A 20,548-nucleotide genomic window follows, 5' to 3' on the forward strand; every position below is an offset into this window, starting at 1 on the left:
ACCTTCTGAGGGCGGCGAGGAGTACGAGAGAGAAGCCCGCCCACCACAGGAGGCGGACGAGGAGTTCAGCCGTCATGCGTCCGGCGCTCACTCCCCCGGCCGCTTGTGGACCTCGAAGACGCGCCACGTTCCCCAGGCGTCGGAGAAGGAGCTGAACCCGCTGAGCTCACCGTCCGGTTGGCGCAGCCACTCCCGGGTGACCTCGTTGCGGACCCGGTAGAGGCGGGCCCCGGCGTCCCAGCGCACGCCGTAGCCGTCGAGGCGGGGAACTTGGGCATCGGCCATGGGAATAACCTTCCGCAATCAGTGTTTCACGTTCTGTGCACATGATGGCCCGGCGTCATCTAGCATCGGAAGTGATGTGCGACTTGCAGTCAGGCCAGCCGTGAGTTGGGGAAGCTCCATGAACAAGAAGACCATCGACCCGACCTCGTCCCCGTGGGCCGCCTTCGGAGTTCAACTCCGCAGGTCACGCGAAGCAGTTGGGCTCACCCAGGTCCAACTGGCGAAGAAGGTCGGGTGCACCGCATCGCACCTGTCCTACGTCGAACTTGCGCACCGACCGCCGAGCCTGCAGCTGGCGGAGCTGGCCGACCAGGAGCTCAGGACCGGCGGCACGCTGGTACTGATGTACTGGCAGCTCAAGCACACCGCGTTGTTGGAGGGCTTCCCGGAGTACACCAACTACGAGGCCCGCGCGGAGCAGATCAAACTCTTCGAGATCAACGTCATCCCCGGGCTCCTGCAGACACGGGCCTACGCCGCGGCGATCGAGGCCGGTTACGTCCGACAGGGCAGCACCTCTCCGGAACAGGCCTCCGAACGTGTCGATTTCCGGATCGCCCGACAGCAGATCCTGGACCGGACACCACCGCCGTTCCTGCACGCCGTGCTCGACGAAAGCTGTCTCAGCCGAATCATCGGGGGCCGGGAGGTCATGCTCGAACAGCTGACCCACCTCGAAGCGTTCGCCCGCCGACCGAACGTGGTGATCCAGGTGGCGCCGTACTCCCTGGGCGAGAACCGGCCGTTCATTCGTCCGGTGACGCTGCTTACCATGCCGAACCACAAAATGCTCGCCTACCTGGAAACTGAGCAGCGTGGCTACATCGACCGGGATTCTCAGCCGACCAGGGAACTGGACAGGAGCTACGATCGCCTTGTAGTCGAGGCCATGAACCAGGCCGACTCACTCGCAACGATCAGCTCGGTACGGAGGAAGCTCGAATGGATGTCGAACTGACTGACGCCTGCTGGAAAAAGAGCTCATACAGCAGTGGCGGCGGCCAGTGCATCGAGGTGGCCGAGGGTTTCGCCAACGTGACACCCGTCCGCGACTCCAAAGACCCCCACGGCCCGGCCCTCCTCTTCCCCACCCCCGCCTGGCAGGCCTTCGTCACCGCCATCCGCGCAGGCGAATTCGGCACCGACTAGGCCTACCGCTGGACCTACGACGGCTCCCCGCTCGAAGCCACATGAACCCCCGAAGGATCAACGCGGTGCTGCGCTAGGGTCTGACGGCATGGGATCACCGACGGAACCGGACGCCTCCGGGGAGTTCCAGCGGATAGCCGACTGCTTGGCGGGGCCGGGTGCCGACGCGCACCACGCCGGCTTGCAGGAGCTTGAGACACTCGCCCGGGCACATCCCGCGCTACGCCAGCCTGCCGCCGACGCCGTGTGCCGCTACCTGCGCGGCACCGTTGTGGAAGCTGTCGACAGTGCTGTCGCGGTTCTTGTCGCGCTGGCGCGGGGCGGAGACCACCTCGCCTTCGCCCTAGAGGGCGCCGTCTTGCCGGACGTCGACTTCAGCGGCTGCTCCTTCGGGCCGACGGTCTTCGCAGACGCCCACTTCCGCGGCCGCTGCGTCTTCGACGGCGCTCACTTCCGCGACGACGCGATCTTCGCGCGGGCCGTGTTCGAAGGCGAGGCGTCGTTCGCCGACGTCAGGTTCGGCGCAGACGCCCACTTCGGGCTGGCGCGGTTCCACTCCCCGGCCGGCTTCGCCGGCGCCCGGTTCGACCATCTGGCCTGGTTCGGCCGTGGTGAGGAGTCCGTCCAGGAGGACGACCCCCGATTCGAAGAGTTCGACGAGGACGGCGACCTGCCCTCTGGCAAGCCGGATCCGTTCGGCGTGCAGATCCCCTGGCGCGAGCCGAACGAGGCCGATCCCGGCTGGCCGAGCGCCGTGCTTCAAGAGGACTACCAGACCTGGTACGAGGGCAGCGACGGCACCTGCTTCCGGGATCGGGTGTCCTTCCACGGCGCGCGATTCCACGGTCCGGCCTGGTTCTGGAAGGCACGGTTCGGGGCGGATGCGGAGTTCGGCGACGCCTGGTTCGGCGATCAGGTCCATCTCGACCAGCCGAGTGTGGATCTCACCGGCGCGACCGCGGACGCTGTCGCCGAGGAAGACGACGCTTCGGAAGTCGACGACGCGGAAGAGTCGTTCAGCCCTCAGCAATGGCCCTTCGGCTGGGTGCTGCGTCCCGAGGACAACGGGCCGGGCCGGCTGGTGACGGACGAGTCCGTGGCGCCCTACGCCCACCAGCTCGCCGACGCCGACCCGGCGGTGCGGCTGTCCGGACTGCACGTGCTCGACGCGCTCGGCCAGGCCCGCGCCGACCAGCGGGCCGGAATCGTCGACGCGGTCTGCGGATTCCTGAGGGCGCCGCTGGCGTTCGAGGCCGGCGATGAAGCCGCGCTCACCGCGGAGCAGGTGGCCGAACTGAGACTGCGGCGGACCGCGCAGCAGATCCTCACCGACCACCTCCGCTCTCACGACCCCGGGGCGGCGCCGGATTCCCCGCCGCGCGAACAGTTCTGGGACGGAGTCGATCTCAGCCTTTCCGCCGCCACTCTGATCGACTTCGACCTCAGTGACTGCCGGTTCGCGCGTGCGGACTTCATGGGCACTCAGTTCCACGGGACCACCAACTTGGAGCGAAGCGCGTTCAAGGCGCACTTCATGCTGCCGGGCGGCGGCGGATACGCCACGTTCCACGGCGAATGCCGCACCGCCGGCGCCGCCCTCACCGAGGGCTGGGCCGGACAGAGAAGCGCCGACGAGACCCTCCAGCAAATTCGGGCGCGGTCGGCCGAGGTGACTGTCTGAGTCAGTCCGTCAGCCGTCGACCGGCACCAGGCCGGCGGCTGGATCTGGAGGCTGTCGAACCAGGCCGCGATCTCTCGCAAGAAGGCCCTGATCACGAAGATGGCCAAGTCGTCGCGGCACCAGGGCAGTCCGCTTCACGCGCCCCGGCGGCGCGCCGATGGGCGCGGGCGACGGACGCGGGCGATGGGCGCGGGCGATGGCGAAGCGGCTCGCTCGGCGGCCTCGGGCATGGCGGCCGGCCCGAGGTCGCCGTCGGGCTCGCGGGTGATCAGGGCGAGCAGGGCGGGGTCGGCGTGGACCTCGGCGCTGTGGCGCCACTGGGTGAGCAGCAGCGCGATGGGGGCGAGGTTGTCCAGGGCCACCGCGCCGCGGGCGGTGGCCACGATCTCCCACCCGTCCTGCGGTCAGCCGGCGGCGGCCAGGGCCGGCTCGGGGGCGGCTGTGGCGGGCTGGGGCCGGGGGCGGGTGAGGCATTCGTCGGTGAAGGCGAGGGCGCGCAGGTGGTAGGGGCGGGCGGCGTGGCCCAGGGAGAGGTTGTGGCCGGCGCGGTGGGCGGTGACGAGGTGGGCCAGGCCCGGGGGGAAGGCGGCGGTGAGGGCGGTGCGGTGGGAGGGTTCCAGGCGCCACCAGGCCTCGTGGTCGGCGAGGGTGAGGCGCACGGGCACGCGTACGCGGGCGGCCAGGGCGCTGTAGCGGGCGGGCCAGGTGGCCAGTTCGCGGGATTCGAGGGCGGGGACGGGGGTGAGCAGGGTGCGGGCGGCGTGGAAGGTGCCGGGCGGGTAGAGGCCGAGGGGGCCCCAGTTGAGGCGGCCGCCGCCGGCGAGGTCGTCGGGGCGCTCCCACGCGCCGGGGGCGTAGTGCTGGGCGAGGCCGGAGATGTCGGCGCCGAGCAGGGGCAGGCGGGGGTCGGCGGGCCAGTGGGCGGCGAGGTGGAGGGCGATCTTGCCGCCGAAGGAGTGGGCGAGGAGCTGGACGCCGGCGCCGACGGGGTGGGCGCGGGCGTAGTCGGTGAGGGCGGCGTGCAGGGTGGCGGCCTGGTCGGCGATGAGCTGGCCGTCGGGCAGGCGGTGGGCGGAGGCGCCGTGGCCGGGGCGGTCCAGGGCCAGGACGGTGTAGCCGAGGTCGGCGGCCAGGGTGAGCAGGCTGGTGTCGGGGTGGGCGGGGCCGGCGAAGTAGGCGGCGCGCATGCCGCGGCCGTGGATGGCGAGGAGGACGGCCTTGGGGGCGCGGTCCTGGGGTTCGGCGACGAGGGCGGAGACGGGGATGCCGCCGGCGTCCAGGACCAGGGAGCGGGTGGCGAGCCGGGGGTTGGGCCGCGGGTTCGGGCGGGGGTTCATACGGCGGCCCCGGCCCGGACGGTGGTGGCGCGGGCGGTGGTAGCCCGGGCGGTGTCGAGGTCGGTGAGCCAGCCGGTGAGGTCGCTCTGGCGCATCAGCGTGGTGCCGATGAGCAGTCCCGCGTAGCCGGCGTCCAGGAGGCGGGCGGCGTCGGCGGGTTCGGTGATGGCGGAGGCGGAGACGGGGGCGCGGGTGCCGGTGGCGTGCAGGGCGGGCAGCAGGCGCAGGCTGCGTCCGAGGTCGCCGCGGTCGCGTTCGCGGGTGCGGATGTCCTTGTTGTTGACGGCGATGACGCAGTGTTCGGGCTGGGGCAGGTGGGCGAGTTCGTGTTCGCCGGTGATCTCGACGAACGGGGTCAGGCCCAGGGCGAGGGCGGTGGTGACCAGGCGGTGCAGGGAGGTGGCGGGCAGCAGGGCGGCGGTGAGCAGGACGGCGGAGGCGCCGAGGGCGGCGGCGGCCTCCAGTTGGGCGGGGCGGGTGAGGAAGTCCTTCTGCAGGACGGGCAGGTCGGTGGCGTCGGTGACCTCGCGCAGCAGGCGGGGGGTGCCGCCGAACCAGCGGCCGGTGACCACGGACAGGCAGGGCGCGCCGGCCTGTTCGTAGCGGGTGACGAGGTCGGTGACGGTGCGCGGGCCCAGCAGGTCGGTGCCGTGCGGGTCGCGGAGTTTGACTTCCATGATCAGGGGGCGTCTCGCGGCCAGCAGGGCGTCGAGGAACCGCGGGGCGCTCATACGTGAGCCTCCTTGGGGCGGGGGTGCCAGGCGTGGGCGAGGGCGGTGACGGCTTCGTGGGTGAAGTCGCCGGCCCGGTTGCGGGCGGCGGTGTCGATGTCGGCGCCGGCGTACAGGGGGTGGTCGGTGACGGTGCGGTAGGTGTCGCGGTTGGCGGCGTTCAGGCCGCCGGCGAGGAGGAAGGGGATGGTGAGGCGGGGCAGCAGGGTGTGGACGTCGGCGGGGGCCAGGGGGTGGCCGGTGGAGCCGACGCGGCCGTCGTCGGTGACGGTGTCGAGGAGGAACAGGTCGCAGCCGGCGCGTTCGAAGGCGCCGATGAAGGGGCGTTCCAGGCAGCGGCCGCGGGAGAGGTGGAGGACTTTGACGAGGACGGCGTAGGGCAGGTGGTGGCGCAGTTCGGTGACGAGGGCGGGGTTCTGGTAGGCGTGGAGCTGGATCCAGCGGATGCCGGTGGCGCGGGCGAGGCGGGCGAGTTGGTCGGCGTCGTCGAGGAAGGTGACCAGGACGGGTTCCAGGCCCAGGCGGATGGCGGTGGCGGCGAGGTGGGCGAGGTGTTGTTCGGAGAGTTCGGCGGGGCCGCCGGGCACGCCGTGCCACAGGCCCACCAGGGTGGGGCCGGATTCGGCGAGGAGGGTGAGGTCGGCGCGGGTGCGGGCCCCGCACACCTTGAGGTGGCGGGGCCGCGCGGGCGGCAGCGGGCGGGGCGGGGCGGGGGCGCTCACTTGCCGAGTCCGAGCATGGCGGCGATGCGGTTGTACTGGATCTCGTTGCTGCCGGAGTAGATGGTGCCGGCGACGGCGTTGCGCACGTCCTTCTCCAGCCCGTATTCGGACATGTAGCCGTTGCCGCCGAAGACCTGGACGGCGGCCAGCGAGGTGGCGAGGTTGGATTCGCTGGTGAGGAGTTTGGCGATCGCCATGTCGACGGTGACGTTCTCGCCGGCCTCCAGGCGCTGGGCCGTGTCGTAGAGCCACTTGCGGGCGGTCTCCAGGCGGATCTTGGTGTCGACGATCTTGTTGGCGACCGACTGATAGGAGCCGATGGGCTTGCCGAAGGACATGCGGGTCTTGGCGTAGTCGAGGCAGCGGGCCAGGCGGTGCTGCATCTCGCCGGTGTTGACGATGAAGGAGTAGAGGATCTCGCGTTTCATGACGTGGTCCAGGACGAGGAAGCCGCCGCCGACGCGGCCCAGGACCCGGGAGGCGGGCACCTTGACGTCGTCGAGGTAGACCTCGGACAGCGGTGAGGTGCGCAGGCCCATCTTCTTGATGGGGTTTCCGGTGCTGATGCCGGGCATGTCGCGGTCCAGGAGGAACGCGGTGACGCCGAGCGCCCCGCCCTGGGGGTGGGTGCGGGCGTAGACGACGATGACGTCGGCGACGGGGCCGTTGCTGACGAAGGTCTTGGCGCCGTTGAGGACGAAGTGGTCGCCGTCGCGGATCGCGCGGGTGCGCATCTGCATGGCGTCCGAGCCGCCCTCGGACTCGGTGATGGCGTGGGCGCCGATGGCCTCGCCGGAGGCGATGCGCGGCAGGTAGGCCTCTTTGAGGGCGGGTGAGCCGAAGGCCTGGAGGGGGACGCCGGTGGAGGCGAGGGAGGTGGTGACGGAGAAGTTGAGGCCGCCGTCGCGGCAGGTCTGCCCCAGGCCCTCCAGGACGTACATGGTGGTGAGCAGGGACTGGCCCAGCCCGCCGTAGCGTTCCTCGAAGGGCAGGGACAGGATTCCGGTCTTCTGGACGAGGCGCCACTTGTCGTGGGAGAAGGCGGCCTGTTCGTCGCCTTCGATGTGGCCGGCGCTCAGGTCGTCGCCGAAGCGGGCCAGGCCCTCGCGCAGGGCGTGCTGGTCGGCGTTCCAGCGGATCATGGACGTGCCGCCTTCCTCCCGGGCCCGCGTGCGGGGCCCGGGGTGGCAGGCCGGCGCGCGGGGCGCCGGCGCGTGACTCGAAGGGGGGGTCTTCGCCTAGTAGGCGGAGGAGGAGGAGGCGTCGAGCTGGTGGACCTCGTCGCCGCGCAGGGCCGGGGAGAAGACGCAGACCAGGCGCAGGTCCTCGTGGGGGCTGGCGACCAGGTAGTGGGCGTCGTGCTGGTCGAGGGCGTAGAGGCGGCCGGGGGTGATGGGGTGGGAGGTGCCGTCCATGGCGATGACCTCGCCGGAGCCGGCGATGCAGTAGCACGCCTCCAGGTGGTTGCGGTACTCCAGGCGGGACTTGGTGCCGGCGTTGACGATGGTGTCGGTGAGGGTGTAGCCGAGGTTGTCGCCGGCCACCAGGAAGCGGCGGGACAGGCCGTTGCCCCACTCGACGGTCTGGACGTCGTCAAGGTCGCGGATCAGCATGCTGGTTCTGCCTTTCGTGTCAGCGGGCGAGGGTGGTGGTGCCGGGGGTGGTGCTCGTGCTGGTGGTGCGCGGTACGGCGGTGGTGCTGGTGGTGGTGCGTCCGGCCGTGGCGGGCTGGGGTGGCCCGGGCGGGCGGAGGTCGTGGAGGAGGGCGCGCAGCGCCTGGGCGGCGTCGCGGCCCTCGGTGAGGGCGGTCTCGATGCGGGCGACGGCGGCGGAGCCGACGATCGCGGCGTCGGCTCCGGCGGCGGCGACCGCGTCCAGGTCGGCGGCGCTTTTGACGCCGAAGCCGATGGCGACCGGGGTGGCGGGGGCGGCGGCGCGCAGGGTGGCGACGGTGGCGGCCAGGGTGTGGTGGCCTGCCGCGGGGGTGGTGCCGGAGCGGCCGTAGTGGGCGACGAGGTAGACGTAGGCGTCGTGGGCGTCGCGGGCGGCGGCGGCGAGGACCTCGGGGGTGGAGGTCGGGTAGCAGGTGGCGACCTGCGGCAGGGCGGCCTCGCGCAGGGCCTGGCGCCAGGCGGGGCGCAGGCGGGGCGGCAGGGCGTGGACGAGCAGGGCGTCGGCGCCGGCCTGGGCGATGGCGCGGGCGCAGGTGGCGGGGTCGGCGGCGCGCAGGCTGTGGCTCCAGTCGGCGAGCAGTGCGATCTTCATGTTCTTCAACTGGGGCCGCAGGGTGGCGAGTTCGTCCAGGACGGTGTCCAGGGTGGTGCCGGCGGCCAGGGCCCGGTCGGCGGAGCGGCGGATGACGGGGCCGTCGGTGGGCGAGTTGGGGAAGGGGACGGCGAGTTCGAGGACGTCGACGCCTTCCTCCTCCAGCACGAGGGCCAGGTCGGTGAGGCGGGCGGGCGGGTCTCCGGCGTTGAGGAACAGGGCCAGGTGCGGGCGGCCGTCGGCGCGGGCGGCGAAGAACGTGGTGTCAGGCATGGGCGGGGGCCTTGTGGTCGGCGCGCAGGCGGGCGGCCAGGGCGCGGGGGGCGCCGTCGGCCAGGGCGTCCAGGGCGGCGGTGTGGGCGGTGTGCCAGCGGGTGTGACGGCCCGAGGCGAGGGCGAGGGCGGCGGCGTTGAGGGCGATGGTGTGGGTGGCGGTGGGGCCGGCGCGGCCGGCGAGGGCTTGCAGGAAGTGGCCGGTGAGGTCCTCGGGGTGGGGGGCGAGGTCGGCCAGGGTGCCGTCGGCGGGGGCGATGGAGCCGGCGGGCAGGTGGAGGGTGGTGTCGGGGGTGTGCAGGGTGTTGTCGGCGAAGGGCAGGAGTTCGTCGGCGCCGGCGGTGTTGGTGGCCAGCCACACGGCGCGCCCCAGGGTGCGGGGGGCGAGGTGGCGCAGGGCGGGCAGGTCGGTGGTGGCGCTGGTGCCGGTGAGCTGGGCGGTGACGGGCACGGTGGCGAGCAGCGGGCCGAGGGTGTTGAGGAGGCGTCCGAAGGGTTTGAGGGTGAGTGGGAAGAGGAGGCGGGCCAGGCGGGTGAGGGCGGGCGGGTAGACGTGGGGGCCGGCGAAGGCGATGCCGTGGCGGGCGAGGTGGTCGGCGGTGGCGGTGTGGGAGGAGGTGAGGGTGATGCCGAGGCGCTCCAGCAGGTCGATGGAGCCGGCGCTGCTGGTGTAGGCGCGGGAGCCGGTCTTGACGACGGGTACGCCCATGGCGGCGGCGGTCAGGGCGGCGGCGGTGGAGAGGTTGAAGGTGGCCGGGCCGCCGCCGGTGCCGACGATGTTGACGCTGGCGGGGTGGGCGGGGCCGGGGTGGGGGCTGCGTTCGGTCAGGGAGGTGGTGAAGGCGGCGAGGGTGTCGGGGGCGGGCAGGCGGGTGGTGAGGGCGGCCAGCAGGGCCGCGGCCTGGGCCCGGTCGCTGTCGCGGGCCGGGCCCGGGGTGCGCTGCTCCAGCTGGTCCCACCACGAGCGCCAGGTGTCCAGGTCGACGTCGTGCCCGGCGAGTAGGGCGGTGAGGGCCGGGTGCACGGGTCAGCCGCCTGCCACGGCGCTGGCCGGGACGGCGCGGCGCTGGGTGATGAAGGCGTCGATGGCGGTGACGGAGCGGAAGTTGTTGGGGTCGAGGTCGGTGTCGTCGACGGGCAGGGCGAAGTGGTCCTCGACCCAGGCGATGAGCTTGAGGACGCCCAGGCTGTCGATGACGCCGTCGGAGAGCAGGTCGTGGTCGTCGGCGAGTTGCTCGGGGGTGACGTCGGGCAGGAACTCCTCGATGAGGAACCGCTTGATCTGGGCGATGTTGCTCATGGCTCGCAACTCCCTTGGGTGTGTGGGGTTTTGGTGGCGTAATCAGGTGATGGGCCGGGTGGCTTGGTCAGGCGGTGGGCAGGACGGCCTTGCGGTCGACCTTGCCGGTGGCGGTCTTGGGCAGCGGGGTGTCGTGGATGGCCAGGCGTTCGGGCACGGCGGCGCGCGGCAGGTTGCGGGCGAGGTGTTCGCGCAGGGTGAGGCTGTTGAGGGCGGAGCCGGCGGCGCGTTGGACGGCGGCGTGCAGGCGTTTGCCGGTCAGCGGGTCCGGGGCGGCGGCGACGGCGGCCTCGCGGACCTCGGGGTGGGCGAGCAGGACGCGTTCGACCTCGGCGGTGTTGACGGCGACGCCGCGGACCTTGACCTGGAAGTCGGCGCGTCCGGTCAGGTGCAGGCGGCCGTGTTCGTCGCGGACGGCCAGGTCTCCGGTGCGGAACCAGCGCCGTCCGGGCCCGGCGCCTTCGGGCTGGGTGGTGAAGCGGCCGGTATCGCGGGAGCGGTCCAGGTAGCCGGCGGCCTGGAAGGGGGTGGAGACGTACAGTTCGCCGTGGCCGGGGCCGGTGACGGGGGTGCCGTCGGGGGCGGCGAGCAGGGTGCGCACCCCGGGCAGGGGGGTGCCGATGGGCACCGGCAGGGCGGCGGTGGCGTCCAGGCGGTCCAGGCGGTGCAGGAAGCTGTCGTTGGTCTCGGTGCAGCCGTAGATGTTGTAGAGCGCGGCGCCGGGCAGCAGGGCGGGCAGTGCGGCCAGGGTGCGGGCGTCGATGGCGTCGCCGGTGAACGCGGCGTGCTCGACGCTGTCCAGCACCGCCGGGCCTGCCGTCTGGGCGGCGGCGGCCTGGGCGAGGAGGGCGTAGGCGAGGGGGACGGCCTGGAGGACGTGCGGGCGGTGGCGGGTGAGCTGGGCGAGCAGGTGGCGGGCGTTGAGCGCGTGGGCGGGGTCGATGAGCAGGACGGTGCCGCCGGCGGCGAGGGTGGCCCACACGTCGAGCAGGCACAGGTCGAAGTTGAGGGGGGCGTAGTTGGCGACGACGCGGCCGGGCCCGAGGTCGAAGGTGTCGTGGGCCCAGGCGGTGAAGCGGTCGACGGCGGCCTGCGCGAGGGGGACGATCTTGGGCAGGTCGGTGGAGCCGGAGGTGGTGAGCAGGAAGGAGGTGCCGGCGGCGAGGGTGGGCACGGGAGCGGGGCGGGCCAGGGTGGGCAGGGCGGGGGCGTCCTGGCCGAGGGGGGCGAGCAGGTGGCGGGCGCCGGCCTGGGCGAACAGGGCCGCGAGCAGGGCGGGGGCCAGCTGCGGGGAGGGCAGCAGGAAGGGGCGGCGCTCGATCAGGCAGGCCAGGACGAGGGCGATCTGCTCGGGGGACTTGGCGGCGGGCAGGCCCACCGGCTCGCCGGGGGCGAGGTCCAGCGTGTGCAGGCGCAGCCGTTCGCGTTCGGCGGTTTCGGCGAGTTCGCGGTAGGTGACGGCGCGCTCGTGCCACAGGAGGGCGACGGCGTCGGGCCGGGTGCGGGCGTGGGCGGTGAACGCGTCGGGCAGCGACAGCGGCGGCGGGGCCTGCACGGCGGGCGCGGCGAGTGCGGTGGACGCGGCGGGCGCGGCGGGTTCGGCGGGTGTGGTCATCGGGGTCTCACTCCCCCGCCGGGGTGAGGGCGGCCCAGCCGGCCTTGACGGCGGTGCCGGCCTGGGTGGCGACGGTGAAGCGCACCACCGTGCCCCGGTCGTAGGGCTGCAGGGTCAGGCGCAGCGGGGTGCCGGGGGTGGTGGGGGCGGCGAAGCGGGCGCCCAGGGCGGTGAGGCGGGTGGGGTCGCCGTCGGCGTGGCGGTCGGTGATCTCCTCGGTGGCGAGGGCGACCAGGTGCATGCCGTGGGCGATGGCGGCGGGGAATCCGGCGGCGCGGGCGGCGTCGTCGTCGAGGTGCAGGGGGTTGAGGTCGCCGGCGGCGTGGGCGTAGGCGGTGACGTCGGCGGGGGTGAGGGTGTGGGTGAGGGTGAGGGGTTCGGTGTCGGGGGTGGTGCCGGGGTGGGCGGCGGGGCCCAGGGTGCCGAAGGGTTCGATGGTGGTGGCGCCGACGAGCAGGGCGGAGGTGGTCAGGTGGGCCAGGGTGCGGGTGCCGTCGGTGAGGTGGGTGGTGAGGGCCAGGCGGGTGCCGCGGGCTTCGCGGCGGGCGGCGGTGACGGTGACGTCGATGTCGACGTGGGTGCCGGCGGTGAGGGGGTGGTGGGTGTGGATCTCCTGGGCGAGGTGGACCACGCCGGTGAAGCCGGTGTCGCCCGTGGTCAGGGTGGTGACGGTGTGCTGGGCGAGGGTGTGGGCGAGGACGAAGGGGTGGGCGGGGGCGGCGGCGCCGTCCGGGGCGGGGGGCAGGCCGGTGCGGGCGGCGGTGCGGTAGGCGGCCAGGGCGTCGGCGGTCACGGTGGTGCTGGTGCGGGCGGTGCGGTGGGCGGGCCCGGTCGCCGTAGCGGTCGCGGGTGTGGTCGTGGTCATAGCGGGGTCACCACCAGGGTCGAGTTGTGGCCGCCGAAGCCGAACGAGTTGGACAGGGCCGCGCCCGCGCGGATGGGGCGGGCGGTGCCGTGGACGACGTCGAGGTCCAGGCCCTGTTCGGTGTGCTCGTGGTTGGCGGTGGGAGGGGCGAGGCGGCTGTTCATGGCCTGCACGGCGGCGATCAGCTCGACGGCGCCGGCGGCGCCGATGAGGTGGCCGATGGCGCCCTTGGTGGAGGTGACGGGCACGCCGTGCGGGCCGAAGACGGTGCGCAGCGCGGCGGCTTCGGCGCGGTCGTTGTGCACGGTGGAGGTGCCGTGGGCGTTGACGTGGGCGATGTCGGCGGGGGTGAGGCCGGCGTCGGTGAGGGCGGCGCGCATGGCGGCGACGGCGCCGGCGCCGTCGGGGCGGGGGTTGGAGAGGTGGTAGGCGTCGGCGCTGGAGCCGTAGCCGGCGAGGAGGGCGTAGGGGGTGCGGTGGCGGGCGCGGGCGTCGGCGAGGCGTTCGAGGACGAGGAAGCCGGCGCCTTCGCCCATGACGAAGCCGTCGCGGTCGGTGTCGAAGGGGCGGCTGGCGCGGGCGGGGTCGTCGTTGCGCTGGGAGTGGGCGCCGAGGTTGCCGAACGCGGCGAGGGTGACGGGGGTGAGGGTGGCTTCGCAGCCGCCGGCGATGACGATGTCGGCGCGGCCGGTTTCCAGGAGGAGGGCGGCGTGGCCGATGGCGTCGGCGCTGGAGGCGCAGGTGGTGGCGATGGTCAGGGCGGGGCCGGTCCAGGCCAGGCGCATGGCGATCTGGGCGGCGGCGGCGTTGGGCATGGTGACCAGGGGCATCAGGGGGCTGACGCGCAGGGGTCCGGCGGTGGTGAAGAGGGCGGATTCGCGGTCGCTGGTGGTGCGGCCGCCGACCGCGTTGCCGACGACGATGGCGCTGCGGCCGGGGTCGGGTTCGGGGGCGCCGGCGTCCTGGTGGGCGGCGAGGGCGGCGAGGGTGCCGTAGTGGGCGAAGGGGTCGAGGCGGCGGGCGTCCTTGGCGGGGACGGGGCCGTTGTCGGGCAGGTCGGTGACGCGGCAGCCCAGGCGGACCCGGTGGCGGGCCAGGGCGGGGTCGGTGAGGGCGGTGGCGGTGGGGGTGCCGGTGCTGACGGTGTGCCAGAACGCGGCCGGGGTGTGGCCGGCGGGGCTGACGACGCCCAGGCCGGTGACGGCGATGGGGGGCCGGGTGGGGCGGGCTGCCATGGTCTTGTCCTTTCCGGGCGTTGGGGCCGGCGCGGGCCTTCCCAGGTGGGGCGGGGCCGGGGGCCGGCGGGCCTTCCTGGGTGGGCCGGGGGCCGGCTCGGTCAGATGAGGCCGGTCTGGGCGGCGGCGGTCAGGAAGGCGTCGGCGGCGAAGTCGATGTCGGCGGCGGTGTGGCGGGCGGTGACGGCGATCCGCAGCCGGGCCAGGTCGTTGGGCACGGCGGGGGTGACGACGGGCAGGCCGATGACGCCGGCCTTGCGGCAGGCGGTGGCGTAGTCGTAGGCGGCGTCGTCGGAGCCGGCGATGACGGGCAGGACGGCGGTGGCGGAGTCCATGGTGGAGATGCCGGCGTCGTTGAGGCGCCGGCGCAGGCGCTCGGCCTGGACCTGGATGTGGGTGACGCGTTCGGGTTCGCGGCGCAGGATCCGCAGGGACTCCAGGGCGGCGCCGGTCTGGGCGGGGCCGAGGGCGGCGGAGAACAGGAACGGGCGGGCGGCGTAGCGCAGGTGGCCGATCAGTTCGTGGCTGCCGGCGACCCAGCCGCCCATGGAGGGGATGGCCTTGGAGAGGGTGCCGAGTTTGATGTCGACGCGGTGGCGGTAGCCGAAGTGCTCCTCGATGCCGCCGCCGGTTTCTCCGATGACGCCCAGGGCGTGGGCCTCGTCGACCATCAGGAGGGCGTCGTGGGCGTCGCAGACCGCGCGCAGTTCGGGCAGCGGGGCGATGTCGCCGTCCATGGAGTAGACGCTGTCGACGATGACCAGGCGCACGCCGGTCGGGGAGGCGGCCTTGAGGCGGCGTTCCAGGTGGTCGACGTCGTTGTGGCGGAAGCGGGTGACGGTGGCGCCGGAGAGGCGGCAGCCGTCGACGATGCTGGCGTGGTCGTACTTGTCGATCAGGACGGTGTCGCCCTGGCCGACCAGGGCGCCGACGGTGCCGACGTTGGCGGCGTAGCCGGAGCCGAAGACCTGGGCGCGTTCGCGGCGGGCGAAGCGGGCGACCTCGGCTTCCAGTTCCTCGTGCAGCGGGATGGTGCCGGCCAGGGCGCGCACGCCGTGGTTGCCGGTGCCGTAGACGTCGACGGCGGCCTTGGCGGCGGCCACCACGCGTTCGTCTCCGGCCAGGCCCAGGTAGCTGTAGCCGGACATCATGAGCAGGCGCTCGCCGTCCAGGTCGCAGTAGGCGCTGTCGCGTTCCATGGTGTAGGCGACGAAGCTGTTGCGGCGTGAGGGGTCGGACTCCAGCGCGGCCACGCGGTCCAGGGTGGCGGCGAGCTTCGGCTCCAGGCGGTCCCATGCTCCGGTGGCGTTCACGTGCGGGTCTCCTTCTCGGCGGGGCGCGGCGGGCGCGCGGCGGTTTTGCCGTGCGGTTTGCCGTCGGTTTGCCGCCGGTTGTCCGTCGGCTGTTCGGCGGTTCGTCGTCGGCTTGTTCCGGATTGTTTTCGGTATTTCCCGGCGCGGGGGCGGGTGGTGGTGCTGGGGTTTCCTCCCGGGATAGTCCCGGGGCTTTTACGGGTGGTGCCCGGCGCAGGGGGTGGGTGGTGTTTCTCGAAGCCTTCACGCGGGGTGCTCAAGGATGACTACATTTCTACGGCAGGATGCGCAAGGCGTCCGCAATAGCCGTGTTCTCGGCCTGCGGTAACGCTCTGACGTGCAGAAACCCTGCGTCCACGACGCATGGACCGGCCGGTGGGTATGTTTTGTCGACCAGTGTTGACACCGTGTGATGCGCCGAATGTATGGTCGAAATCCGCCGAAACCGAACGGCTGGTAGGCGGAATTTCCGGTCCAGGTTTCCCACGCCGTCGGCCCGGCGTCACGGGCCGTCGGCTCCGCTTTGGCTCAAGGGGGTTGGAGCACGTTGAACGGCTTCCGGGAAGACAGTCCGTCCGGCAGATCGGGGACATTCTCATGCTGATCCGCCTGACAGGACTTGTGACGATCGAGCACGACCGCGGCGCCCCGCAGCACCTGTCCAGCGCCCAGGCCCAGGTGGCGTTCGCCCGCCTGGTCCTGGAACGCTCCGCCGGCACCAGCCGCGACCAGCTGGCCGACACCATCTGGCCCGACGGCCTGCCCGACACCTGGGCCTCCGCGCTGCGCAGCGTGGTCTCGCGGGTGCGGGCCTTCGTCGCCTCCCCCGGCCAGGGCCCGGGCGCCACCCCGCTGATCGCCCAGGGCGGGCGCTACGTCCTGCGGCTGCCCGCGGACGCGGCGGTGGACCTGGAGGCCGCCGCCAGCGCGGTCGGGGAGGCCGGGGAGGCGTACGCGGCCCGCTCCTACGCGGTGGCGCAGCAGCTGGCCGCGGGGGCGATCGCCAACCTGCGCGGCGCGTTCCTGCCCGACCACGAGGGCGAGTGGGCGGGCGGGGTGCGCGAGCACGTGGAGGAACTGCGGATGTCCGCGCTGGAGACGGCGAGCCTGTCGGCCTCGGCACTGGGCGAGGAGCACCACGCGCTGCGCTGGGCCGACGAGGCGGTGCGCCGCGCCCCGTTCCGCGAGAGCGCCTACCGCTGCCGGATGGAGGCGCTGGCCGCGGCCGGCAACCGGGCCGAGGCGCTGCGCTGTTACCAGCAGCTGCGCCGGGTGCTGGCGGAGGAGCTGGGCATCGACCCGGCCGCCGAGACCCAGGAGCTCTACCTGGCGCTGCTGCGCTCCCCCGCTCCCGTCGCGCCCGCTCCGGCGGTGGTGCGGCCGGTGGACCCGGTGCTGATGGGGATCTTCGAGCCGCTGGCCCTGGCCCGGCTGGCGCGCCCGGCCGGGCCGCCGGTGCGCGCGGCCTGACGGGACCGGCGGTGCGCGCGGCCTGACGGCCTGTCGGTGAGCGCGTGGTTCGGCGGATCGCCGGTGCGCGCGGCTTGGCGGCCTGTCGGTGCGCGCGCGGCTTGACGGCCTGTCGTCGTGACGGGCGGCCCCCGGCGTTGGGGGCCGCCCGCCCGCGTGCGCGCACGGGGGCGGGCGGGGGCGCGGGGGTCGCGGGCGCGCCGGGGCGGGCGCGCGCGTGTTGCGGAGGTGTTGCGGTGGGCGTGGCGCACGGCGCGCTCGTAGTAGCGTCGAGGCGCGAAGTCGCGCACGCCGCGCGGCTTTTACCGAACCGGGACGGGGGTCGAGCGTTGGGAAGGGGTGGTGGGTGTGGGACGGGCACGCGTGGCGGCGCGGGTGATCGTGCACCCTGGTGTGGAGGACCTCAGGGTCCAGCAGGTGTTGGAGGCACTCGCGGACCCTGCCCGCAGATCGGTGGTGCGCCGGCTGGCCCACGCGGGTGCCGCGCTGAGCTGCGGCTCCTTTGACCTTCCGGTCTCCCGTTCCACCTCGACGCACCACTTCAACGTGCTGCGCCAGGCCGGACTGCTGCACCAGTACTACGTCGGCACCACCAAGATGAACTCGCTGCGCGCCGAGGAGTTGGAGGGCCGTTTCCCGGGCCTGCTGTCGGCGGTGGTCGCCGCCGCCGATGCCGAGGCCCGCACGGCGCCCTGAGCGGGCCGGCCCGTCCCGCGGCCGGCGGCCGTGGGGCGGGCCGGTTCTGGAAGGCTCGGCCCTGGTGGGGTCGGTGGGGTCAGTTCTGGACGGTGAGGACGATCTTGCCGACCTGGGTGCCGGCCTCCAGGTAGCGGTGGGCCTCGGCGATCCGGTCGAGGCCCTCGAAGACCCGGTCGACGGCGGGGGTGAAGGAGCCGTCGGCGAGCCCGGCGGTGACGAAGGCCTGCGCGCGGCGCAGCCGTTCGTCGTCGCGGGTGATGTCGTGCATGGAGTAGAAGCGGCTGGTGACGGGGGCGAAGGTGTCCTGGCCGGGCAGGGGGGTGTCGCGGGGGTCGAGGCGGCCGTAGACGATCAGGCGGCCGCCGGGGGCGATGGTGCGGGCGAGGGTGAGGACGCCGGGGCCGGCGACGGGGTCGAAGACGGTGCGCACGCCGGTGCCGGCGGTGATGGCGTCCACGCGGGCCACCAGGTCCTCCTCGCCGGTGATGATCACGTCGGCGGCGCCGGCGTCCAGGAGTTGCTGCTTCTTGGCGCGGGTGCGGGTGGTGGCGATGGGGACGGCGCCCAGGCGGCGGGCGGTGCGGATGGCGGCCAGGCCGGTGCCGGAGGCGGCGGCGGTGAGCAGGGCGTGGTCGCCGGGGCGCAGGTGGCCGTCCTCGGCGAGGGCGCCGTAGGCGGTCAGGTAGGGCATCCACACGGCCGTGCCCTGGACATCGGTGAGGCCGGCCGGGTGGTGGACGACGGCGCGGACGGGCACGAGGGCGTGGGTGCGGTAGACGCCGTAGTCGTTCTGGGAGAAGGCGGGGACGGTGTCGACCCGGTCGCCGGCGGCGAAGCCGGTGACGCCTTCGCCGAGGGCTTCCACGGTGCCGGCGGCCTCGTAGCCGGGGGTGGCGGGCAGCTTGGGCTCGTCGAGGTAGGCGCCGGCGCGGAAGAGGGCCTCGGCGCGGTTGAGGCCGATCGCGCTGACGCGGATGAGCAGTTCGCCGGGGCCGGGCACGGGGACGGCGGCGGCTCGTACGGTCAGGACCTCCGGTCCTCCGGTGCGGTCGAAGACGACGGTCCTGGACATGGCGTAACTCCCCTGCTGCGGCGGGCCGGTGGCGGTGCGGTGTGCGGTGCGGCGTGCGGCGTGGCGTGCGGTGCGGCCACTTACGTAACCCGGTGCGCGGGGAACTGTCAAACTTCGACTGGTCTCGGAATAGTGGGCGGTCGGCGGGCGTTGACGGTGAGTTGACCCTGCGTCAGGCCCGGGGCCGCGCGGGCTGCGGGGGCGGGTGGGAACCCGGCATGGCGGCGGGCGGGCGGTGTTCGTATCCTTCGGCGGATGAACGCCTTCGCGCCGCCGCACGAACTGCCGCACGAACCGTACGGGCCCTCGGGCCGGGACTGGGCCGCCACGCTGCGCTGGGTGGAGCAGGGCCTCCCCCCGGGCCACCGGGTGCGCTCGGTGACGGGCCTGCGCGGCGGCTGGACGTCGCGGATGCGGCGCCTGGACGTCGGCCCGGAGGCAGGCCCGGTCCCGGGCGAGTACGGGCTGGTGCTGCGTTCGTTCGTCAAGCCGTTCTACCTGCGCCACGCGCCCGCCCTGCTGACCCGTGAGGCCGGCGTGCTGCGGCTGCTCGCGGACGGCGGCGTGCCGGCGGCGCGGCTGCACGCCCTGGACGCGGCGGGCGAGTTCTGCGACCACCCGTCGCTGGTGATGTCGCTGCTGCCGGGCGGCGTACGGGTGGCGCAGGACGGCGACGTGGAGCGCCGCGCGGACCTGCTGGCCGGTCAGCTGGCCGCCGTGCACGCCCTCGCGGTGGCGCCGGGCGAGCGCCCCCGCGCCTTCGAGGCGTGGACGGCCCCGGAGCGGGTGCGGGTGCCCGGGGCCACGGCGCGTCCCGGGGTGTGGCGGCGGGCGGTGGAGGTGATCCGCCGCGAGGCGCCCGCGTACCGGCCGTGCTTCCTGCACCGCGACTTCCACCCCGGCAACGTGCTGTTCACCGGGCAGGGCGCCGCGCTGGCCGTCAGCGGGGTCGTGGACTGGGTGGAGACCTCCTGGGGCCCGGCCGACCTGGACGTGGCCCACTGCTCCACCGCCCTGGCCCTGCTGCACGGCGTGGACACCGGCCTGGACTTCGCCGCCCGCTACCTGGCGGCCGGCGGCACGCTGGAGGCCGACCCGGGCGCGCACCTGTACTGGCGGCTGCTGGACGCGCTGGCGTTCGCCCCGGACGCGGAGAAGGTCGCCGTGCCGTGGCGGGAGCTGGGGCGCGACGACCTGACGCCGGCCCTGCTGGGCCGGCGCCTGGAGGACTACCTGGAGGCGCTGCTCGACCGGTACGCCTGAGCACCGCCCGCCGGTCGCTTCCCGGTGGGTGGTTCAGGTGGGCGGTTCAGGAGGCCGGTTCGCCGTCGAGGAAGGCGGCGATCAGGGCGCGGGGGGTGTCGTCGCCGTTGAGGAGTTCGTGCATGTGCACGCCCTCGGAGGCGGCCTCGGCGCTGCGGGGGAACATGGCCCGCTCGTACGCGGCGAGGGCGGCCTCGGTGTCGCCGGGGTGCGCGGCCAGGGCCTGGCCGAGTTCGGCGCCGTCGAGCATGGCGAGGTTGGCGCCCTCGCCGTTGGGGGCGGTGAGGTGGGCGGCGTCGCCCAGCAGGGTCACCCCCGGCACCCGGTCCCACCGGTGGGCGATCGGCAGGGTGTAGTGGGGGCGCAGGACCGGGGCGGTGTCGCCGTCGATGATCAGCGCGGTGAGTTCCGGTGCCCAGCCGTCGAACTGTGCCGCGATGCGGGCGCGTGCCGCGGCGGGGTCGGCGAAGTCGACGGCGGCGAACCAGTCCTGCGTCCTGGTGAGCATCACGTAGGTGTGCAGGGTGTCGCCGCTCTCCCGGTGGGCGAAGATCTCCGCGCCCGGCGAGGGCGCCATCATCGACCCGCCGCCGACCGCCTTCGCGGCGGCGAGGTGGCGGGTGTCGGCGTCGAACAGGTAGGTCTCGACGGACGACGTGCCGGTGTACTCGGGGGTGGCGGCGGACAGCAGCGGCCGCACCCGTGACCACGCGCCGTCCGCGCCGACCAGCAGGCCGGTGACGGCGGTGGTGCCGTCGGCGAACGCCACCTCGTGGCGGCCGGCGCCCAGGGCGCGGACGCCGGCGGCCTTGCGGCCCCACCGGACGGTGCCGGCCGGGAGCGAGTCGAGCAGCATCTGCCGCAGTTCGGCGCGCTGCACCTCGGGGCGCCCGCCCGTGCCGTCGTCGGCCTTGTCGAGCAGGACGCTCCCGTCCCGGTCGAGGATCCGCATCGCCTGGCGGCCCTCCAGCACGAGGGCCTCGAACTCGTCCATCAGGCCGGCCGCCCGGACGGCGAGCTGCCCGTTGTAGTCGTGGATGTCGAGCATCCCGCCCTGCGCACGCGCCGCCGGCGAGGCCTCCGCCTCGTAGACCGTGGACGCGATGCCGTGCAGGTGCAGGACCCGGGCCAGGGTCAGCCCGCCGAGTCCGGCGCCGATGATCGTGATGTCGGTGGTCATGGTGGTTCCCTGTCTGTCGCACGCCTGCCGGATGGGCACCCGGCCTGTCCCCGGAAAGCTCCCAGGGCCCACCGGCACGCCACTGACAGGCCA

The 20,548-nt window shown here is 73.9% G+C and carries 22 protein-coding genes; 6 read left to right on the forward strand and 16 right to left on the reverse strand.

Annotation, left to right across the window (positions count from 1 at the left end):
- Positions 1-87: 87 nt before the first annotated feature.
- A complete protein-coding gene (locus A6F73_RS37730; RefSeq protein ID WP_063352974.1) occupies positions 88-285 on the reverse strand; it encodes a hypothetical protein in 198 nt (65 codons plus the stop codon).
- A gap of 118 nt (positions 286-403) precedes the next feature.
- Between A6F73_RS37730 and A6F73_RS37735 the strand changes: the two genes are divergently transcribed.
- The 3 genes from A6F73_RS37735 to A6F73_RS37745 all read left to right on the forward strand — a co-directional run bounded on the left by A6F73_RS37735 (position 404) and on the right by A6F73_RS37745 (position 3,115).
- Positions 404-1,243 carry a helix-turn-helix transcriptional regulator gene (locus A6F73_RS37735; protein ID WP_063352975.1) on the forward strand — a complete coding sequence of 280 codons (840 nt, stop codon included), beginning with the start codon at positions 404-406 and terminating at the stop codon, positions 1,241-1,243.
- Complete coding sequence (locus A6F73_RS37740; protein ID WP_063352976.1) at positions 1,228-1,434, forward strand: DUF397 domain-containing protein; 207 nt, start codon at positions 1,228-1,230, stop codon at positions 1,432-1,434. The genes A6F73_RS37735 and A6F73_RS37740 overlap by 16 nt, the downstream gene beginning before the upstream one ends.
- Before the next feature lie 88 nt (positions 1,435-1,522).
- Positions 1,523-3,115 (forward strand): pentapeptide repeat-containing protein, encoded by a 1,593-nt coding sequence (locus A6F73_RS37745; RefSeq protein WP_063352977.1) that lies wholly within the window; start codon positions 1,523-1,525, stop codon positions 3,113-3,115.
- A gap of 134 nt (positions 3,116-3,249) precedes the next feature.
- On the opposite strand, the gene A6F73_RS37750 is transcribed toward A6F73_RS37745, so the two are convergent.
- From A6F73_RS37750 to A6F73_RS37810, 13 genes are all read right to left on the reverse strand, one after another.
- A complete protein-coding gene (locus A6F73_RS37750) occupies positions 3,250-3,498 on the reverse strand; it encodes a hypothetical protein (RefSeq protein WP_063352978.1) in 249 nt (82 codons plus the stop codon).
- 21 nt (positions 3,499-3,519) lie between these two features.
- Positions 3,520-4,452, reverse strand: a complete 933-nt coding sequence (locus A6F73_RS37755) for an alpha/beta hydrolase (protein WP_063352979.1) — start codon at positions 4,450-4,452, stop codon at positions 3,520-3,522.
- A complete protein-coding gene (locus A6F73_RS37760; protein WP_063352980.1) occupies positions 4,449-5,183 on the reverse strand; it encodes an indole-3-glycerol phosphate synthase in 735 nt (244 codons plus the stop codon). Before A6F73_RS37760 ends, A6F73_RS37755 begins: the two co-directional genes overlap by 4 nt.
- Entirely contained in the window at positions 5,180-5,905 is a 726-nt protein-coding gene (locus A6F73_RS37765; RefSeq protein WP_079136661.1) for a hypothetical protein, read from the reverse strand. Before A6F73_RS37765 ends, A6F73_RS37760 begins: the two co-directional genes overlap by 4 nt.
- Positions 5,902-7,047 (reverse strand): acyl-CoA dehydrogenase family protein, encoded by a 1,146-nt coding sequence (locus A6F73_RS37770; protein ID WP_063352981.1) that lies wholly within the window; start codon positions 7,045-7,047, stop codon positions 5,902-5,904. The genes A6F73_RS37765 and A6F73_RS37770 overlap by 4 nt, the downstream gene beginning before the upstream one ends.
- A 96-nt stretch (positions 7,048-7,143) precedes the next feature.
- Positions 7,144-7,518 carry an ectoine synthase gene (locus A6F73_RS37775; protein ID WP_063352982.1) on the reverse strand — a complete coding sequence of 125 codons (375 nt, stop codon included), beginning with the start codon at positions 7,516-7,518 and terminating at the stop codon, positions 7,144-7,146.
- 19 nt (positions 7,519-7,537) lie between these two features.
- A complete protein-coding gene (trpA, locus tag A6F73_RS37780; protein ID WP_063352983.1) occupies positions 7,538-8,443 on the reverse strand; it encodes a tryptophan synthase subunit alpha in 906 nt (301 codons plus the stop codon).
- Positions 8,436-9,467, reverse strand: coding sequence for a hypothetical protein (locus A6F73_RS37785; protein ID WP_063352984.1), 1,032 nt, complete (start codon positions 9,465-9,467; stop codon positions 8,436-8,438). The genes trpA and A6F73_RS37785 overlap by 8 nt, the downstream gene beginning before the upstream one ends.
- A 3-nt stretch (positions 9,468-9,470) precedes the next feature.
- Positions 9,471-9,743, reverse strand: a complete 273-nt coding sequence (locus tag A6F73_RS37790; protein ID WP_063352985.1) for a phosphopantetheine-binding protein — start codon at positions 9,741-9,743, stop codon at positions 9,471-9,473.
- A gap of 67 nt (positions 9,744-9,810) precedes the next feature.
- Positions 9,811-11,358: an AMP-binding protein gene (locus tag A6F73_RS37795; protein ID WP_079136662.1), complete on the reverse strand. Its 1,548-nt coding sequence runs from the start codon at positions 11,356-11,358 to the stop codon at positions 9,811-9,813.
- A gap of 7 nt (positions 11,359-11,365) precedes the next feature.
- On the reverse strand, positions 11,366-12,223 hold the full coding sequence (locus tag A6F73_RS37800; RefSeq protein WP_063352986.1) for a MaoC family dehydratase: 858 nt from the start codon (positions 12,221-12,223) through the stop codon (positions 11,366-11,368).
- Positions 12,220-13,458 carry a beta-ketoacyl-[acyl-carrier-protein] synthase family protein gene (locus tag A6F73_RS37805; protein WP_063352987.1) on the reverse strand — a complete coding sequence of 413 codons (1,239 nt, stop codon included), beginning with the start codon at positions 13,456-13,458 and terminating at the stop codon, positions 12,220-12,222. The genes A6F73_RS37800 and A6F73_RS37805 overlap by 4 nt, the downstream gene beginning before the upstream one ends.
- A gap of 101 nt (positions 13,459-13,559) precedes the next feature.
- The gene (locus tag A6F73_RS37810) at positions 13,560-14,771 is read right to left on the reverse strand and encodes an aminotransferase class I/II-fold pyridoxal phosphate-dependent enzyme (protein ID WP_063352988.1); all 1,212 of its coding nucleotides are present in this window, start codon (positions 14,769-14,771) and stop codon (positions 13,560-13,562) included.
- A gap of 597 nt (positions 14,772-15,368) precedes the next feature.
- Between A6F73_RS37810 and A6F73_RS37815 the strand changes: the two genes are divergently transcribed.
- Positions 15,369-16,241, forward strand: a complete 873-nt coding sequence (locus A6F73_RS37815; RefSeq protein ID WP_063352989.1) for a bacterial transcriptional activator domain-containing protein — start codon at positions 15,369-15,371, stop codon at positions 16,239-16,241.
- Positions 16,242-16,589: 348 nt separating this feature from the next.
- On the forward strand, positions 16,590-16,937 hold the full coding sequence (locus A6F73_RS37820) for a helix-turn-helix transcriptional regulator (protein ID WP_063352990.1): 348 nt from the start codon (positions 16,590-16,592) through the stop codon (positions 16,935-16,937).
- Positions 16,938-17,016: 79 nt separating this feature from the next.
- On the opposite strand, the gene A6F73_RS37825 is transcribed toward A6F73_RS37820, so the two are convergent.
- The gene (locus A6F73_RS37825; RefSeq protein WP_063352991.1) at positions 17,017-18,012 is read right to left on the reverse strand and encodes a zinc-dependent alcohol dehydrogenase family protein; all 996 of its coding nucleotides are present in this window, start codon (positions 18,010-18,012) and stop codon (positions 17,017-17,019) included.
- A 255-nt stretch (positions 18,013-18,267) separates the two neighbouring features.
- Here A6F73_RS37825 and A6F73_RS37830 point away from each other — a divergent pair, with 255 nt between their 5' ends.
- Positions 18,268-19,275: an aminoglycoside phosphotransferase family protein gene (locus A6F73_RS37830; protein ID WP_063352992.1), complete on the forward strand. Its 1,008-nt coding sequence runs from the start codon at positions 18,268-18,270 to the stop codon at positions 19,273-19,275.
- Between the two features lie 46 nt (positions 19,276-19,321).
- On the opposite strand, the gene A6F73_RS37835 is transcribed toward A6F73_RS37830, so the two are convergent.
- Positions 19,322-20,455 carry an NAD(P)/FAD-dependent oxidoreductase gene (locus A6F73_RS37835; RefSeq protein ID WP_063352993.1) on the reverse strand — a complete coding sequence of 378 codons (1,134 nt, stop codon included), beginning with the start codon at positions 20,453-20,455 and terminating at the stop codon, positions 19,322-19,324.
- Between the last annotated feature and the right edge of the window lie 93 nt (positions 20,456-20,548).

Origin of the sequence: Streptomyces sp. MJM8645 (genome assembly GCF_001625365.1) — a bacterium.
Lineage (GTDB): Bacteria > Actinomycetota > Actinomycetes > Streptomycetales > Streptomycetaceae > Kitasatospora.

Coding starts and splice junctions, on each gene's coding strand:
- A6F73_RS37730 (WP_063352974.1), bottom strand. CDS start 285: ATGGCCGATGCCCAAGTTCCCCGCCTCGACGGCTACGGCGTGCGCTGG.
- A6F73_RS37735 (WP_063352975.1), top strand. CDS start 404: ATGAACAAGAAGACCATCGACCCGACCTCGTCCCCGTGGGCCGCCTTC.
- A6F73_RS37740 (WP_063352976.1), top strand. CDS start 1,228: ATGGATGTCGAACTGACTGACGCCTGCTGGAAAAAGAGCTCATACAGC.
- A6F73_RS37745 (WP_063352977.1), top strand. CDS start 1,523: ATGGGATCACCGACGGAACCGGACGCCTCCGGGGAGTTCCAGCGGATA.
- A6F73_RS37755 (WP_063352979.1), bottom strand. CDS start 4,452: ATGAACCCCCGCCCGAACCCGCGGCCCAACCCCCGGCTCGCCACCCGC.
- A6F73_RS37760 (WP_063352980.1), bottom strand. CDS start 5,183: ATGAGCGCCCCGCGGTTCCTCGACGCCCTGCTGGCCGCGAGACGCCCC.
- A6F73_RS37770 (WP_063352981.1), bottom strand. CDS start 7,047: ATGATCCGCTGGAACGCCGACCAGCACGCCCTGCGCGAGGGCCTGGCC.
- A6F73_RS37775 (WP_063352982.1), bottom strand. CDS start 7,518: ATGCTGATCCGCGACCTTGACGACGTCCAGACCGTCGAGTGGGGCAAC.
- trpA (WP_063352983.1), bottom strand. CDS start 8,443: ATGCCTGACACCACGTTCTTCGCCGCCCGCGCCGACGGCCGCCCGCAC.
- A6F73_RS37790 (WP_063352985.1), bottom strand. CDS start 9,743: ATGAGCAACATCGCCCAGATCAAGCGGTTCCTCATCGAGGAGTTCCTG.
- A6F73_RS37795 (WP_079136662.1), bottom strand. CDS start 11,358: ATGACCACACCCGCCGAACCCGCCGCGCCCGCCGCGTCCACCGCACTC.
- A6F73_RS37800 (WP_063352986.1), bottom strand. CDS start 12,223: ATGACCACGACCACACCCGCGACCGCTACGGCGACCGGGCCCGCCCAC.
- A6F73_RS37805 (WP_063352987.1), bottom strand. CDS start 13,458: ATGGCAGCCCGCCCCACCCGGCCCCCCATCGCCGTCACCGGCCTGGGC.
- A6F73_RS37815 (WP_063352989.1), top strand. CDS start 15,369: ATGCTGATCCGCCTGACAGGACTTGTGACGATCGAGCACGACCGCGGC.
- A6F73_RS37825 (WP_063352991.1), bottom strand. CDS start 18,012: ATGTCCAGGACCGTCGTCTTCGACCGCACCGGAGGACCGGAGGTCCTG.
- A6F73_RS37830 (WP_063352992.1), top strand. CDS start 18,268: ATGAACGCCTTCGCGCCGCCGCACGAACTGCCGCACGAACCGTACGGG.
- A6F73_RS37835 (WP_063352993.1), bottom strand. CDS start 20,455: ATGACCACCGACATCACGATCATCGGCGCCGGACTCGGCGGGCTGACC.